This window comes from Amorphus sp. 3PC139-8, assembly GCF_040750475.1.
Lineage (GTDB): Bacteria > Pseudomonadota > Alphaproteobacteria > Rhizobiales > Amorphaceae > Amorphus.
Genome location: NZ_JABJVY010000032.1, coordinates 1 through 15,824, shown reverse-complemented (window position 1 = coordinate 15,824; position 15,824 = coordinate 1). Strand labels below are relative to the sequence as shown.

Genomic DNA, 15,824 nt, shown 5'->3' with positions numbered 1-15,824 from the left:
CGATTTCAGCTTCGCCTGGAAGCACGCGAGCGCACGCAATGCGCTATGTGACAAAGCAATGACGGTCAGGAGAGCACGATTCGGGCGTGTTGCGTAGCGAAAAGCGCACGCCGTGCGTTCACAACAATGTGTGCACCTGGTGCGCTTTGCCGGTTTCTGAGGCGGGATCGATAACGGATTGGCCGTGCTCGCATTTTGGGCGCCCCAAAGGCGTCGCGACCAGCGGGAGCGCCAGCGCGGCCTGGCCGTTGTCTGTGGAAAGACGGCGGTCGCGGGTAGCCCAGGACACTGCGCGGCGACGCGGCCGGGCTTATCCGACGACGATCAGATGGAGGGCCCGGGGCCCATGGGCGCCGAGCAGCAAGGTCTGCTCGATGTCGGCGGAACGCGAGGGGCCGGTGATGAGATTGACGGTACGCGGCAGCGTGCCGTCGCCGCGTTCGCGCACGAGGTCGAACGCGCTCTCCAGATCGCCGGCGATCGTGGCAGCGTCGACCAGGATGATGGAGACTTCGGGCAGGAAGGCGATGGTGGTGGGCGCGTGCGGCCCGGAGACCAGCATCGAGGTCCCGGTTTCCGCGATGCCGGCAAGGGCATAGGCGATGCCGACCTGATCGCCGTCTTCCGCCGGGCCGGTCCGCACGTCGCCGGGGACAGCACTCCAGTCGACGGCGTCGAACCGGGGATCGGTCCCGCGCCGGATCGGCGACAGGTCGTTGCGTCCGCCGAGATAGGTCGCGATTGCGGACGCGATCTCGCCGGTATTGGCGACTCGGTCTGTGGTGGCGGACACGCTCTCGGCCATCCGGCGAAAGAGTGCGACACGCTCTTCCTGCGCCAGCGCGCCGCGCGCGGGTACCGTGTTGCGGGGATGTGCGGCAAGCCGTTCCGCCACGGCCCGTCGACGGGCCTCGTCGCGGGCGGGATCGACGCAGAGACCGCTGCGGATGCGGCCGAGGACTTGGTCTTTCGCCTTCATTGGCCGTCCCGCGTTTTCCATTGCGCCATGAAGGTATGTGGCGCCGGCGCCGGCAGATCGCGGTGGCGGGTCCAGCCGCCGGCAAGTGGCAGACGCGACAGCCGACCGCGCGCGCCGGCCAGCAGCGAAAGGCTGCGGGCGGCAACGCCCGTCATCAGCCGATAGGCGCGCGGCCGGCGGGCGAAGAACGCCCAAACGCCGAGACCGGTGCGGGCCGCGCGCGGCTGAAGATGGCGGGCGAACTCGTCCTCGCGCCAATGGCGCATCAGTTTGGGAAGCGGGATTCGCACTGGGCACACGCTCTCGCAGCGCCCGCAGAAGGTGGAGGCGTTGGGCAGATGGCCCGCCTGGTCGACCCCGACCAGGGATGGGGTCAGCACCGCCCCCATCGGTCCCGGATAGACCCAGCCATACGCGTGGCCGCCCACGGCATGGTAGACCGGGCAATGGTTCATGCAGGCGCCGCAGCGGATGCAGCGCAGCATGTCCTGGAAGTCGGTGCCGAGCATGCTGGAGCGGCCGTTGTCGACGAGCACCACGTGGAACTCGTCCGGCCCGTCGGGATCGCCCTCCCGACGAGGCCCCGACGAGAGCGTGGTGTAGACCGACATGTCCTGGCCGGTGGCCGATCGCGCCAGCACGCGCAACAGCGTCGACGCGTCGTCGAGGGTCGGCACCAACTTCTCGATCGAGGTCACGACGATGTGGACGCGCGGCAGCGTCTGGGACAGATCCGCGTTGCCTTCGTTGGTGACCACGATCGCCGATCCGGTTTCGGCGACCAGGAAGTTCGCGCCGGTGATGCCGACATCCGCCGACAGGAACTTTTCGCGCAGGATGGCGCGCGCCTCGCCGAGCAGGGTGGCCGGCTCGGTCAAGTCGCGGTCGGCGGGCAAATGCTTGTGCACGCGCCGGAAATCGGCCTCGACCTGGTCCCGGTTCAAATGGATGGCCGGCGCGATGATGTGGCTCGGCGCCTCGTTGCGGATCTGCAGGATATATTCGCCGAGATCGGTTTCGACCGGCCGGATGCCCTTCTTCTGAAGATAGCGGTTGAGTTCAATCTCCTCGCTCACCATCGACTTCGCCTTGGTCACGGTCTTGGCGTCGTGCAGACGGCAAATGTCGACCACGGCGCGGCGGGCGTCGTAGGCGGTTTCGGCGAAATGGACCTGGCCGCCGAGGGCCTCGACCTTGTCCGTAAAGGCTTCGATGTAGAGGTCGAGATGGGCGAGCGTGTGAGCCTTGATCTCGCGCGCTTCGTCGCGGAGCTGGTCGAATTCCGGCAATGCGTCGGCGGCCTTGCGCCGCTTGACCACGAAGCCGTGCTCTACGTTGCCCAACGCGCGCTGAAGCTGGGCGTCGCCCAGGGCGCGGGCGGCGTTGTCCTTGAAGGCGGAAGAGGTGACGTCCATGGCTCAGCCTTTGCGGGCGGGCTTGGCGGCATCTGACGCGGCGGCGATCGCTGGCTCGTCGGCCATGCCCGCCAGCACTTCCGCCACGTGGCGAACCGCGACCGGGCTGCCGCTGCGGGAGAGCTTGCCGGCCATGTTCATCAAGCATCCAAGGTCGCCGGCAAGCAAGGTGTCGGCTCCGGAGCGGCCGACGGCTTCCGCCTTGCGGGTTACCATCGCGTTGGAGATGTCGGGATATTTCACACAGAAGGTGCCACCGAAGCCGCAGCAGACCTCGGCGTCTTCCAACTCGGTCAGCTCCAGCCCGTCCACCGAGGCCAGCAATGTCCGCGGCTGGGCCTTAATCGAAAGCTCGCGCAGGCCGGAACAGGAATCGTGATAGGTCACGCGGCCGGCAAAGCGGGCCTCGACCCCGGTCATGCCGCGCACGTCGACCAGGAAGGACACGAGTTCGTGGGTCTTGGCGGCAAGCGCCTCCGCACGGCCGTGCCAGTCCGGATCATGGGCGAAGAGCTCGGGGTAATGGCGCGAAATCATGCCGCCGCAGGAGCCCGACGGCACCACCACATAGTCGTAGTCCTCGAACGCCGCGATCACCTGCTGGGCGATGGCCGCCGTATCCGCCCGGTCGCCGGAATTGTAGGCCGGCTGTCCGCAGCAGGTCTGGACCTCGGGAACGACCACCCGGCAGCCGGCCCGTTCCAGCAGGCGGATGGTGGCAAAGCCGACCACGGGGCGGAACAGGTCGACCAGGCAGGTCACGAACAGGGCAACCGTCGGGGCGTCGTCGTCTTCCGGCTCGGTCATTTCGCGGGTCCGCCCAAAACCATGCTGAACGCTCAGGTGCGGTCAGACCAACACCCCTCGTTTGCTGTGTCCAGCACGGGAAGGAGGGATCTTTACACCAGACAAGTTCGAAGAAAGTAGGTGGGACGCTCTCGTAAGGTCAATCTTTTTGGCCATTCCGAGACGCTTGGCCCACCCGGAAGGCCGGATGCGTCAGTCGCCTTTCGCTTTCGGACGCACACCCATCCGCAACCGCACCTCGGAGGGGATCCGGTACTCGTCGAGAAAGGCCTTGGTGCGCCTCAACCCCATCAGTTCGCGCTGAACCACGATGTGCCAGAGCGCTTCGCCGGCGGCTGCGACCAGGGCGTCGCGCCGGGCGGGATCGGCAGGGGTTTCGGCGTCGTCAAAGGCTGCGAGCGCGTCGAGCCGGCGGGCAAGCTCCTGCATGAGACGACCGTGAGTGGTGGCCATTTCGCCACGCACCTCGTGGTCGATCGCCTCTTCGATCGGCGTTCTTTGCTGTTTGGGGGCGAGGGCTCTGGGAGGCCGGACGGACATTCGGGCACCTCTCGGGGGATGCGGGCCAAGCCTATAGGTGTCCGGGATAGCGGCCGGGTTCAACCCTGCCGACGGGAAGAGGCGCGCCGGCCGCAGGCGCAAAAGCGCTGCGAATAGACCATGGAATTCCCGCGTTGCGGCCCTATCCTCGCCTTGAACCGGATGCCAAACGCTGGCGACCTACGGTTTGGGGAGGACAATGATGCGGATCGGTTTGGCTTTCGCGTTTGGGTGGGCGGCGTTGGCGGCGGCAATCGTGCCCGCCGAAGCAAGCTTTTCCTCCTGTGTCGCCGGGATCAAGCAGGCGGCAGTGCGTGCCGGGATCAGCCAGTCGATCGCGTCCAGGGCCTTGGACGGCGCCAAGCCGGACGAGAAGGTGATCCGTTTTTCCAAGTCCCAGCCGGAATTCAAGACCCCGATCTGGGACTACATGGCCTTCCTGGTCGATGACGAGCGGGTGCGCGACGGCAAGCGCATGCTGCGCAAATATGGTCGGGTACTCAGCCAGATCGAAAAGACCTATGGCGTCGATCGGCATGTGGTGGTCGCCGTCTGGGGCGTGGAAACGGACTATGGCCAGGAGATGGGCGACGATTTCCTGCCCCATGCGCTTGCCAATCTCGTCTGCGAAGGCGGTCGGCGCGCCGATTTCTGGCAGGGCGAGCTGATCAGCGCGCTGTCGCTGGTGCAATCGGGCGATCTGGAACTCGACGAGCTTTACGGCTCCTGGGCGGGCGCGTTCGGCCAGACCCAGTTCATTCCCTCCACCTACAAGCGGCTCGCCGTTGACTTCGACCGCGACGGGCGGCGCGATCTGGTGCGTTCGGTGCCGGACGCGCTCGCCTCGACGGCGAATTTCCTGCGCAGCGCCGGCTGGAAGCCGGGCGAAGCCTGGATGATCGAGGTGAAGGTGGCGGACAGCTACTCCGGTCCCTCCGGGCGCAAGGCTCGCGCCTCGCTCTCGACCTGGGGCGGCCGCGGGGTGGTGCGCGCCGACGGTTCGCCAGTCTCCGGCGGCGGTTCGGCCGGACTGTTGCTGCCTGCGGGCCCGCAGGGGCCGGGCTTCCTGGTGTTCCGGAATTTCGATGCGATCTATTCCTACAATTTCGCCGAATCCTATGCGCTTGCGATCTCCCATCTGGCCGATCGGATCGCCGGCTATCCGGCTTTCCGAACCGATTGGCCGACCGACGACCCGGGGCTTTCGCGCAAGGAGCGGCTTCGGCTCCAGCAACTTCTGAACCGCAAGGGCTTCGACGCCGGCAAGGCCGACGGCAAGGTCGGGCCCCAGACCCAAGCGGCGATCGCCCGTGCCGAAGCCCACTACGGGATGGAGCAGACGGGGCGCGCCGGCCGCAAGATCTATCAGGCGCTGGGCGGACGCTGAGCGACAATCCTCCTGCGTTTCGGATGCCGGCATTTGCGGACTTTTCCGAAAAAATGGGGTTTCCCCGCCCCTCCGATAGCGGCATAGCTTGAGGGGGCGCGAGACGCGGGGGACGCGATGACACTTGCCAAGCACGAGCGAAACCGGGCGCTGGCACTCTCCAGTCTCGGTGGTGGCCTGGAATTCTACGATTTCGTCATCTACGCCGTCTTCGCCGAAACGCTTGGCCGGGTGTTCTTCCCGGCGAGCGATCCGAGCGCGCGGCTGCTCGCCGCCTTTGCCGTGTTCGCGGCGGGCTACCTCGTGCGGCCGATCGGCGGCGTTCTGTTTTCCCATTTCGGCGATCGTCACGGCCGCAAGGCGATGTTGCGGCTCTCCATTGCCGGCATGGCCGGTGCCACCGTCCTGATGGCGCTGTTGCCCGGCTATGCCCATCTGGGCGTGACCGCCTCGATCGTTTTCGTCGTGCTGCGGATGATCCAGGGCCTCTGTCTGGGCGGCGAAATACCCGGCGCGCTGACGCTCATCACCGAGACGTTGCCCAAGCGCCGAGGCTTCGCCTGCGGCACGCTCTTCCTGATGATCAATGTCGGCCTGCTGCTTGCTCAGGCCGTGCAGTGGCTGATTCTCGAATCGCTTGATTCCGCCGAGGTCACCTCGTTCGGCTGGCGGATCGGTTTTCTGGTCGGCGGACTGATCGCGGTCGTCGGCTTCTTCCTGCGCGCGCAGCTTTCCGAAAGCCCGGCCTTCGCGGATATGGAATCCAAGGCCCACAAGGTTCCCGTGGCCGCGCTTTTGAAGAGCCACCGACCGGCGGTGGTCTACGGCTTTCTGGTGACGAGCCTCGGTGCGGCGACGGTGTCGCTGCTCTATCTCTACATGGACAGCTATCTGAACGACTTCCTGCACTACGATTCCAACGTGGTGTCGGGCGCCGGGTTGATCGGCGTGGTGATCTTCTCGCTGCCGATGCCGCTCGCCGGGCTGCTCGGCGACAAGATCGGGCTGAAGGCGCCGGCGACGTTGTTTGCCGTCCTGCTCGCGATCGCCGCGATCCCGGTCTATGCCTGGATCCATGTCGGTCAAGCCCACCTCCTGCCGGCCATGCTGGTGATCTCGGTGATCGCCGCGTTCGCCTGGGGCATCGGGCCGGCGGTGCTGACGGCGATCTTTCCCACCAATGTGCGCTATTCCGGCGTCGCCATGGTCTACAATCTCGGCTTCGCGATCGTCGGAGGCCTGACGCCGCTTGCCGCGACCTATCTGATCCAGAGGACGGGCAGCACGATGCCGCCGGCCTATCTTCTGGCCGTGTTCGCCGCGCTTGGTGCCGTGGGCGCGCTGTTTGCCCGGATCTATCCTCCGGCCGAGGATGGGCACGACTCCGAAGCCTGATCGCGCGTCCGATTGACAATCGGACGATCCTCCGCAACGTCGTTTCGGGTTAGCGAACGCTGGCCGGATCGGCCGATGGAGGGCGTGCACCTTGGATACGTTGTCGCGCATGGCCGCGTTCGTGGCCGTCATCGATGCCGGCGGCTTTTCGGCAGCCGCTCGCAAGCAGGGCCGGTCGAAAGCGATCCTGTCGAAATATGTGGCCGAACTTGAAGACCGGCTCGGGGTGCGCCTGCTCAACCGAACCACGCGGACGCTGGCGCCGACCGAGGCCGGCCAAGCCTACTACCGCGAAGCGGCCGAAATCCTCCAGCGCATCGGCGAATTGGAGGCCTCGGTTCAGGATGCCCACGTCGAGCTCAAGGGCGTGTTGCGGGTCGCGGCGCCGCGCACGCTGGGCGAAGGCCCGCTCATGGAAGCGATGATGGCGTTCGTGGCGGCCGCCCCGGACGTCTCGCTCGATCTTCATCTCGACGACCGGTTCGTGGATCTGGTGGAGGAGGGGTTCGACGTTGCGATCCGCATTACGGAACTCGCCGATTCCAGCCTGATCGCGAAGAAGCTGTCGCCGATGCGCTTGTCGGTGGTGGCGAGCCCGAGGCGGATCAAGGAGAGCGGAACGCCGAAGCATCCCGACGAGCTGTCCGCCCTTCCCTGCATCATCGACACCAACGCGCGTTGGCGGTCGAACTGGGGGTTCGTCGTCGACGGCGCGCGCTATCCCGTTTCGGTTAAGGGACGGGTGGAGGCCAACAGCCCGGCGGCGGCAAAGGTCGCGGCGCTAAGGGGCATCGGCTTTGCGATGTTGCCGTATGCGATCGCGCGTCAGGAGCTGATCGACGGGGAACTCGTCAGCGTGCTCGACCCATTCGTCTGCAATGGCGGCGCGGTCTATGCGGTCTATCCCCATCGCCGCCATCTTTCTGGCAAGGTGCGTGCGTTCGTCGATCATATGGCGGCTTGGTTCGCCGATCCGGAACGGCTGGCGGAGATCGGGAAGTAGGGCGCCATTGGGAGATCCGGTCCCCACTTCTCCCGAGACTTGCTCCTACGCCGCCTTCCGCTTTCCGTCGCGGGTCAGCCGTTCCCGGGCGATGGCATCGGCGACAGCACCCGTCGGGCGGCGTTCGCTGTCGGCGCGGGCGAAGATCTGACCCAGCGTCTCGCCGATCGCGATCACCTTGCGCCGGACCGCCTCGTCGCCTTCGCCGGGCTTGGCAAGCGCAATCGAGATCACGCCACCGGCATTGATGGCATAGTCCGGCGCATACAGGATCCCGCGGTCGAGCAGCCGTTCGCCGTCTTCTTCCGTCGCAAGCTGATTATTGGCCGCGCCGGCCACGATCGGGGCCGCGAGTTCGGGGATGGTTGTCTCGTTCAGGCCGGCGCCCAGGGCACAGGGCGCGAATACATCGGCTTCGATGGTGTGAGCGCGGTTGGGTGCTACCGTCTCCGCGCCAAAGCGCGCCACTGCGGCGTCGACCCTTTCCGCATCGATGTCGGCAACCACCAATTCGGCGCCGTGGTCCGCCAGGAGTTCCGCCAGGCCGAATCCGACATGGCCGAGACCTTGGATCACGATACGGCGGCCGTGAAGCCGGTCCGAGCCGGTGCGGTGGGCGAGGGCGGCCTTGATGCCGTAAAATACGCCGAGCGAGGTGTAGGGCGAAGGATCGCCGAGCCCTGTCGCGAGCGTGCCGCGGGCGTGCTCCGTCTCTCCGGCGACGATCTCGATGTCGTCGGTGGAAATGCCCACATCCTCGGCGGTGATGTAGCGGCCGCCGAGTGCCGCGACCTTGCGGCCGAACGCGGTCATCAGCGCCGGGGTCTTGTCGCGGCGCGGATCACCCAGGATGACGGCCTTGCCGCCGCCCAGATCGAGCCCCGCCAGCGCGTTCTTGTAGGTCATCCCGCGCGATAGACGCAGCGCATCGGTCACCGCGTCGCTGCTTGAGGGGTACGACCACATGCGGCAGCCGCCGAGAGCCGGGCCAAGGCTGGTGTCATGGATCGCAATGATCGCCGTCAGGCCGTTTTCCGCATCGCTGCAGAAGACGACCTGCTCGTGATCGTCGAAGGCGGGATGGTCGAACACCGCCGCCTGTTGGCAGTCGGTCGTCGTCATTGTGTGACCTCCAGTCCGCATCCAATGTGCGTCACAGGAAAGTTTTGCGCGCCTGACGAGGATATCTTGATTAAATTATCGGCTTTGGGGAGCCAGATTGGTAAAATATCGTTATATTGAACCATAAACCGGAAGATTTGTTCCCTCACGCTTGCGTGCCGGCGTCATCGTGCCGCCACGGTGTTCGCTACAAGGGGGGATAGAATCAGGTGTCGCAAGGGGAGACGAATGAAATCGGTGGGGATCGGGATCGTCGGCGTCTGCGCCGCCATGGCCGTCACCGTGACCGACGCGGCCGCCCATCCGCACGTGTTCGTCGAGGCCAAAACCGAGCTGGTGTTTGACGACTCCGGCAGGCTGTCGGCCATCCAGCATGCCTGGCGGTTCGACGGCCCGTTTTCCGCCTTCGCGGTACAGGGGCTGGACACCGACCAGAACGGCATCCTGACCCAGGCAGAGCTTTCCGAGCTGGCCCAGGTGAACGTGGATTCGCTGTCGGAGTACGACAATTTCACCTTTCTCTATCAGGGCGACACCGATTTTTCGTTCCAGAAGGCTCAGGACTACTGGCTGGACTATTCCGGCGGTCGGCTGACGCTCTATTTCGCCCTGCCGCTTGCCGAACCGCTTGAGGTCGGCGCCACGCCGGTGGTGCTGGACGTCTACGACCCGGAATATTTCGTCGCCTTCGAGATGGTGAAGACCGGGCCGTTCGGGCTGGTCGATGCGCCGCCGGCCTGCAAACTCAAGGTCGACGTCGGGGGCGAGCTCGATCCGATGACGGCGACCCAGCTTGCTCTTATCCCGTCCGACCAACGCGAAATCCCGCAGGAATATCGGGCGATGACCGGCGTGCTGGCCAACGAGGCAATCTTGACATGTGCCGACGGCTAGAGCGTTTCCAGGCCAAGTGGAAACCGGTTGGCCGTCCGGCTCTTCTCGCCACCCTGGCTGTCGCCGCTGCGACCCTCGCGATTGCCGGTCCGGCGCTGGCGGCCGGAGGCCCGTTCGGGGTCGGTGCGCCGGAGCCGATGGCGCCCGTGACCAGCGGGCCGCTCGCACCGGTTTTCGCCTGGGTGACGGCCTGGCAGTCGAGTTTCTACCGCACGCTGACGACCGCCATTTCCGAAATGAAGGCGAACGGCACCGCGCCCTGGCTGCTGATTGCGCTGTCGTTCGCCTATGGGGTGTTTCACGCGGTTGGGCCGGGCCACGGCAAGGCGGTGGTGTCGTCCTATGTGATGGCCAACGAGGCCACGGCGCGCCGCGCCATCGGCCTGTCCTTCGCCGCCTCCGCCGTCCAGGCGACGACGGCGGTGGTGCTTGTGCTTGTCGCGGCCTCGATCCTGAACCTGTCGAGCCTCGCCATGTCGCGCTCGATCGAAACCATCGAGGTCGGCGCCTATGCGCTCGTCACGCTGCTCGGTGCGACGCTGATCTGGCGCAAGATCCTCCGTCCGCTTCTGCGCCGGCGGCAGGCGGCGCCGCACATGGTGGAGGCAGCCTCCCTGTCGGCGGCAACCAGCCTTGCCTCGGATCGTCACGGCCATGCCCACCATCACGATCACGCTCACCATCATCACACGGCGGAAGCGGCTGCGGCGTGCGGCTGCGGCCATGTCCACATGATCGGGCCGGAGCTTTTGGAAAAGGCCGGCTCCCGGCGCGAGATCGCGGCCGCGATCCTGTCGATCGGGCTCAGGCCCTGCACCGGCGCGGTGATCGTGCTGGTGTTCGCGCTGGCCCAGGGTCTCCCGGCTGCCGGCATCGTTTCGGCCTACGTCATGGGGATTGGCACGGCGGTCACGGTCTCCACGCTGGCGCTGCTGGCCGTCGGGGCGAAAGGATTGGCGGTGCGCCTGTCGGGCACCGGGTCGGCGCTCGCCGAACGCGTCCACGCCGGGTTCGAGGCCGCTGGCGCCATGCTGGTGTTCGCGCTCGGCCTGCTCCTCCTGGGCGCGTCGCTGGCCTCGCTCTAATCACCTCCGGCATCGATTAACCAAATCCCTTAAGCGGATCTTTGCCGTCGTCGGCTCTGCTGGCGCCATGAGACCGTTTCCGATCCGATCCGCGAAGAACGTGCTGTCGCTGGCCGGCATGGCCGTGATCTTGGCGGCGGTCGTCGTCGGCTGCTCGCGCGGGCCGCAGTTCAAGGAGAGCCGGGCGCCCTGGCGTTCGATCGCGGAGCGCAACTGTCTCAAGGCCGGGCGCGTCACGCCCTCGGCCTATGTCGAGCCCCAGCAGCGCTCGCGCAACGGAGCCTGCGGCGCCGACCGCCCCTTCAAGGTCTCTGCGGCCTCGGGCGGTACCGTCGGTCTCAGCCCGGCCGCGACGCTCAACTGTCCGATGATTCCCGCCTTCGACCGCTGGCTCAACGAGACGGTGCAGCCGATGGCGCAAGCTTTGTTCGGCACGCCGGTGTTGGAGATGACGGTCGCCGCCTCCTATGGCTGCCGGACCCGCAACAACAAGTCCGGCGCGCGCCTCTCGGAGCATTCCTTCGCCAACGCCATCGATATTTCGTCCTTCACGCTGGCCGACGGCCGCACCGTCACCGTGAAGGACGGCTGGCGCAGCAGCGGCTCCGACGCGATTTTCCTGCGTACGGTCCATGGCGACGCTTGCAAGGAATTCACCACGGTGATCGGGCCGGACGGCGACCGACACCATCAGGATCATTTCCACCTGGATCTCGCCCGCCACAACAAGGACGGCAGCTATCACTACTGTGAGTAGGTGCAAATCCCAGGAAAAGTGGGAACCGGTTTTCCGTCCGGGATTTGCGGAGGAGAGAACGCTTCGCTCACGCCAGCTCGCTTTGCCCGCGGCTCTGCGAGGACGGCCCGGAGCGTTTCCAGGAAAAGTGGGAACGGGTTTTCCGTCCGCGAACGCGTCGAAACCAAAAGCCGCCGCGCGGCAGCGGTCAGGAGCCGCCGCGGCCGTCGTCGCTCACATAGGCGATGCGCAGAAGGTTGGTCGCGCCCGGGGTGCCGAACGGAATGCCGGCGATGGTGATAAGCCGCTGGCCGGGCCGGGCGAACTGCTCGGCATAGGCGACCGCGCAGGCGCGATCGACCATGTCGTCGACGTCGCGGGCATCGGGGCTTACCACGCAGTGTAGTCCCCAGGTCAGTGCCAGCCGGCGCGCAGTGGCCCGCACCGGGCTGACCACGACCAGCGGCGCGGACGGCCGCTCGCGCGCCACCCGCAGCGCGGTGGCGCCGGAGGAGGTGTAGCAGACGATCGCCGACAGATTCAGCGTCTCCGCGATCTGGCGTGCGGCTGCGGCAATCGCGTCGGCGCCGGTGGCCTCGGGCGCGGAGCGCTGGGCGGAGATGATGGTGGTGTAGTTGTCGTCCCGCTCCACCTCATAGGCGATGCGGTCCATGGTCGTCACGGCTTCGACCGGATGCTGGCCGGCCGCCGACTCCGCCGACAGCATGACCGCATCCGCCCCTTCGAACACGGCGGTCGCCACGTCGGAGACCTCGGCGCGGGTCGGGGTCGGGGTGGTGATCATGCTTTCCAGCATCTGGGTCGCGATCACCACCGGCTTGCCGGCCCGCCGGGCGGAACGGGTGATCCGCTTCTGCAGCCCCGGCACCTTTTCCACCGGCAGCTCCACGCCGAGATCGCCGCGGGCGACCATCAGCGCGTCGGAGAGCTCGATGATGTCGTCGAGCCGATCGATCGCCTGAGGCTTTTCGATCTTCGCCATCACGCCGACGCGGCCGCGGGCGATCTTGCGCACCTCGGCGAGATCGTCCGGGCGCTGGATGAAGGACAGCGCCACCCAGTCGACCTTCGCCTCCAGCACGGCGTCGAGGTCGCGGCGGTCCTTCTCCGTCATCGCGCTCATGGCGAGCATGGTGTCGGGAACGCTGACGCCCTTGCGATCGGAAACCGGCCCCGCCACGTCGACCACCGCGAAGACGCCGTTGGTGGTGACCTCGCGGACGGTTAGCTTCACCTTGCCGTCGTCGATCAGAAGCCGGTGGCCGGGCTCGAGCGCTTCGAGGATTTCCGGATGCGGAAGCTGGACCCGGCTGGCGTCTCCGGGCGTGGGATCGGAATCCAGGTGGAAGGTCGCGCCTTCCTCCAGCTTCACCTTGCCGTCGGAGAAGACGCCGAGGCGCAGTTTCGGCCCCTGCAGGTCGGCCAGGATGCCGATCGGCCGGCCGACCCTCTGCTCGACGTTGCGGATCTCACTGACCAGCGACCGCATGGCGGCGTGGTCGGTGTGGCTCATATTGATGCGGAAGACATCGGCGCCGGCTCTGAACAGCGCTTCGATGGTGGATTGGTCGGAGGAGGAGGGTCCTAGCGTCGCGAGTATCTTCGTCCGACGCGACCGTTTCATCGTCCACCAATCCCCGAGCGAGAGCGTTCCGTCAGATGAACAGTCCAGGACGACTGTTCGCCGGTGTCGATTTCGACGAAGCCGGTCCGTTCAAAGCCGCGCGCGAGACAGTCCTCGATCCCCTTGATCGTGAACTCCTTCTCGCGGGTGCACATATAGGCCTCGCCGCTCCACTCGCCGCCCTCGGCATAGTCCAGCGCGTAGAGATAATAGTAGCGCGAGGTCAGCGAGCCCTTCAGCAACACTTCGCAGCTCTGGGCCGGCAGGTTCCACCAGCCTTCGCTTACCCAGTCGTCGGCATTCTTGTAGCCGACGGCGACACCCACTTGGGCGTCGGTCTTGTTGCACAGCCTGAGATCGGCTGCGGCGGGCGCAGACAAGGCAAGCGGCGCTGCGATCAGCGCGCAACCAAACAGAACCGCGGAGAGAAGATGTCGTGCAGGGCGCTGCATGCTGCGTTCGCTGAAACCCGAACCTCTGGTCGCATCGCTTCGGCCGTGGCCGGCCTGCTTGGACTTCATGAGGGCTCCGAACTCGATTGTCAACGCGACCGGCGTACCGTCCCCCAATGTCCATGGGTGGATTCGGCGATGCCGCCGGACGGCGCGATCCGATGCTGCGATCACTGTGCGTTGTGCCCCCGAAATGGTTAACATTCCCTTCCGTTTGAGTGCGGCCATTTTTTGACGAGACTTGCCGCAGGCTCGCTCCGACGCGGTCTTGCGACGAAAATTCCCGCCAAAATAGCAGCCCCGCCAATCGCCTGATATGGGGAAAGGGCCTCGCCCAGAAGCAGCCAGCCGGCGATCGCCGCCGTCACCGCCTCCAGGAAAATGACGAGGGAGGAGAAGGCGGCCGTCAGGTGGCCAAGGGCGAACGAGAGGAGCCCTTGGCCGCCCACATGGGTGACGAGGGCGAGCGTCAAAAGGGCAAGCAGGCCGCCGAGCGAAGCGGCAAAGAGCTGGTTCTCCAAGGTCACGGCGACTGCGAACAGCACGCCGGCGGTGATGAGCCCGCCACGGAACATCAGAAGTCCCGGAGAGGCCACCCGCCGGGCGACGCGGACGGCGAGAAAGTAGGCGCCGAAGAATATCGACGTGACGAGGCCGTAGAGATCGCCGTCGAGCCGCTCCGGTGCAACAGAGTAGCTCATTCCGATGAGAAGCGTCGCGCCCGCCAGACAGAGCGCGAGCCCGGCGATCGTCTCTCGGCCGACCGGCTCGCGAATCACGATCCCGGAAGCCAGAACCACCCAGACCGGGGCCATGGTGGCCAGAAAAGTTGCGTTCGCGACCGTGGTGTGGACGATGGCCAGGTGCCAGAACAGCAGGTCGCCGGCGAAGAACAGGCCGGATAGGACGACCGCCCAGGACCACGGCGCCGAGGTTCGGATCCGCCCGCGCTTGCGCTGGTCGAGGCGGGCCCAGAGCCATAACGCCGGCAAGGCGAGCGCGACGCGCCAGAAGGCGCTGGTGAACGGGCCGACATCGGCGGAGCGGACGAAAACCGGCGAGATGCCCATCACGACGGCGCCCGCGACGAGGCAGACGACGGCGAGCGCCACGCGGGGAGCCGCGCTCGCGTTCTCTCCTAAGGTTGGGGTCGGCGCGCTCATCGTCCGCTTTCGTCGTATCCGGTCATGGGGTTGTGGTTACGAGCCTTGCCGGAACGACGCAAGCGACAGCACGGGAGCGTTTGGTGGTCTCCCCAAGGCCGGAGAGACGTCTTATTTTCCCAAGTAAGCTGAAGGACGCGATCGCAGCCCGAAAGGAAGGAGCCCACGCCATGACCGAGAGCATCGAACACCTGGACGAGCAGACCCGCACGGAGCTGGAAGCGGCGGTGTTTCGCCGCCTTGTCGATCACTTGCGCGAACGAACGGATGTGCAGAATATCGATTTGATGAATCTCGCCGGCTTCTGCCGAAACTGCCTGTCGAACTGGTATCAGGACGCGGCGGTGGAGCGCGGTTTGGACGTAGACCGGGCGAGTGCGCGCGAGCGGGTCTATGGCATGCCCTACGAGACCTGGAAGGCGCGCTATCAGACCCCGGCGAACGAGGCCCAGGCTGCCGCCTTCGATGCCGCGCACAAGCACGGCTGATCCGGCGGGAGCGCGTCCGGGCGCTCCGGACGTGTGCCTCATTCAAGGGCGGTTTCTGGAAGCCGTGCTGCGGTTTGGTCAGATCCCGTAAATCCTTCGCCGATATCCATAGCGGATTGGGAAGGTGCGGCGATCGGCCTGCGAGGCGATCGTCCCGCCTTGACCCTGCCGCAACCGTGGGGCAGGGAGCCCGCCTTGTTTCGTGTTTGAAGCGATGTTTCGAGGAAAAGGAGCCGCACAATGAGCCAGCCGGGTGGAGTTGCCGCTGACCAGCTTCGGGCCTTTGTCGAGCGGATCGAGAAGCTCGAGGAAGAGAAGCAGGCGATCGCCGATGACGTGAAGGATGTCTATGCCGAGGCCAAAGCCAACGGCTACGACACCAAGATCCTGCGTCAGGTGGTCCGGCTTCGGAAGCAGGACAAGGCGGAGAGGGAAGAGCAGGAAGCCCTGCTGGATCTCTATATGCACGCCCTCGGCATGACGTTGCCGACCCGTGAGGATGTCGAGGAGTCGTCGGCCGCCTGAGCCGACGACCACCTTCCGCTTTTTCTCGATCGCGGTTCTCAAGTCCCCCGGGGGCATTTCGCGCCGCGGGTCGTGTTCTATTGGGCGAGGCGTGCCTTAGATCATGAACTCCTAGAGCGTGTCATTTGGTTTTTGAATCGGAAATGGGATTCCCTTGAGGGGTTGGATCTGATTCAAGCTGCCTGCTG

General features: G+C 66.0%; 16 protein-coding genes. 8 read left to right on the top strand and 8 right to left on the bottom strand.

Annotated features, from left to right (window positions below):
* Window positions 1–310: 310 nt before the first annotated feature.
* From HNS03_RS22335 to HNS03_RS22320, 4 genes are all read right to left on the bottom strand, one after another.
* Entirely contained in the window at window positions 311–979 is a 669-nt protein-coding gene (locus HNS03_RS22335) for a lactate utilization protein C (RefSeq protein WP_367198270.1), read from the bottom strand.
* Window positions 976–2,394, bottom strand: coding sequence for a LutB/LldF family L-lactate oxidation iron-sulfur protein (locus tag HNS03_RS22330; RefSeq protein WP_367198269.1), 1,419 nt, complete (start codon window positions 2,392–2,394; stop codon window positions 976–978). Before HNS03_RS22330 ends, HNS03_RS22335 begins: the two co-directional genes overlap by 4 nt.
* Window positions 2,395–2,397: 3 nt before the next feature.
* Window positions 2,398–3,201 (bottom strand): (Fe-S)-binding protein, encoded by an 804-nt coding sequence (locus HNS03_RS22325; protein ID WP_367198268.1) that lies wholly within the window; start codon window positions 3,199–3,201, stop codon window positions 2,398–2,400.
* Window positions 3,202–3,393: 192 nt separating this feature from the next.
* Window positions 3,394–3,741, bottom strand: a complete 348-nt coding sequence (locus HNS03_RS22320; RefSeq protein WP_367198267.1) for a DUF6665 family protein — start codon at window positions 3,739–3,741, stop codon at window positions 3,394–3,396.
* A 202-nt stretch (window positions 3,742–3,943) separates the two neighbouring features.
* On the opposite strand from HNS03_RS22320, the gene HNS03_RS22315 reads away from it, so the two are divergent.
* From HNS03_RS22315 to HNS03_RS22305, 3 genes are all read left to right on the top strand, one after another.
* The gene (locus tag HNS03_RS22315; protein WP_367198266.1) at window positions 3,944–5,128 is read left to right on the top strand and encodes a lytic murein transglycosylase; all 1,185 of its coding nucleotides are present in this window, start codon (window positions 3,944–3,946) and stop codon (window positions 5,126–5,128) included.
* Between the two features lie 117 nt (window positions 5,129–5,245).
* Complete coding sequence (locus HNS03_RS22310) at window positions 5,246–6,523, top strand: MFS transporter (RefSeq protein WP_367198265.1); 1,278 nt, start codon at window positions 5,246–5,248, stop codon at window positions 6,521–6,523.
* Window positions 6,524–6,614: 91 nt separating this feature from the next.
* Window positions 6,615–7,526: a LysR family transcriptional regulator gene (locus HNS03_RS22305; protein WP_367198264.1), complete on the top strand. Its 912-nt coding sequence runs from the start codon at window positions 6,615–6,617 to the stop codon at window positions 7,524–7,526.
* A gap of 45 nt (window positions 7,527–7,571) precedes the next feature.
* On the opposite strand, the gene HNS03_RS22300 is transcribed toward HNS03_RS22305, so the two are convergent.
* Window positions 7,572–8,648, bottom strand: coding sequence for a Glu/Leu/Phe/Val dehydrogenase (locus HNS03_RS22300; protein WP_367198263.1), 1,077 nt, complete (start codon window positions 8,646–8,648; stop codon window positions 7,572–7,574).
* A 228-nt stretch (window positions 8,649–8,876) separates the two neighbouring features.
* On the opposite strand from HNS03_RS22300, the gene HNS03_RS22295 reads away from it, so the two are divergent.
* From HNS03_RS22295 to HNS03_RS22285, 3 genes are all read left to right on the top strand, one after another.
* Complete coding sequence (locus HNS03_RS22295) at window positions 8,877–9,542, top strand: DUF1007 family protein (protein WP_367198262.1); 666 nt, start codon at window positions 8,877–8,879, stop codon at window positions 9,540–9,542.
* On the top strand, window positions 9,527–10,627 hold the full coding sequence (locus HNS03_RS22290; protein WP_367198261.1) for a nickel/cobalt transporter: 1,101 nt from the start codon (window positions 9,527–9,529) through the stop codon (window positions 10,625–10,627). The genes HNS03_RS22295 and HNS03_RS22290 overlap by 16 nt, the downstream gene beginning before the upstream one ends.
* Window positions 10,628–10,694: 67 nt before the next feature.
* Window positions 10,695–11,384, top strand: coding sequence for an extensin family protein (locus tag HNS03_RS22285; protein ID WP_367198260.1), 690 nt, complete (start codon window positions 10,695–10,697; stop codon window positions 11,382–11,384).
* A gap of 187 nt (window positions 11,385–11,571) precedes the next feature.
* Here HNS03_RS22285 and pyk read toward each other — a convergent pair whose 3' ends face one another.
* From pyk to HNS03_RS22270, 3 genes are all read right to left on the bottom strand, one after another.
* A complete protein-coding gene (pyk, locus tag HNS03_RS22280; protein WP_367198259.1) occupies window positions 11,572–13,008 on the bottom strand; it encodes a pyruvate kinase in 1,437 nt (478 codons plus the stop codon).
* On the bottom strand, window positions 13,005–13,460 hold the full coding sequence (locus HNS03_RS22275; protein WP_367198258.1) for a DUF1036 domain-containing protein: 456 nt from the start codon (window positions 13,458–13,460) through the stop codon (window positions 13,005–13,007). Before HNS03_RS22275 ends, pyk begins: the two co-directional genes overlap by 4 nt.
* Before the next feature lie 197 nt (window positions 13,461–13,657).
* A complete protein-coding gene (locus HNS03_RS22270) occupies window positions 13,658–14,623 on the bottom strand; it encodes a DMT family transporter (RefSeq protein ID WP_367198257.1) in 966 nt (321 codons plus the stop codon).
* Window positions 14,624–14,793: 170 nt separating this feature from the next.
* Here HNS03_RS22270 and HNS03_RS22265 point away from each other — a divergent pair, with 170 nt between their 5' ends.
* Entirely contained in the window at window positions 14,794–15,111 is a 318-nt protein-coding gene (locus HNS03_RS22265; RefSeq protein WP_367198256.1) for a DUF1244 domain-containing protein, read from the top strand.
* Between the two features lie 240 nt (window positions 15,112–15,351).
* Window positions 15,352–15,636: a DUF2312 domain-containing protein gene (locus tag HNS03_RS22260; RefSeq protein ID WP_367198255.1), complete on the top strand. Its 285-nt coding sequence runs from the start codon at window positions 15,352–15,354 to the stop codon at window positions 15,634–15,636.
* The last annotated feature ends 188 nt before the right edge of the window (window positions 15,637–15,824 follow it).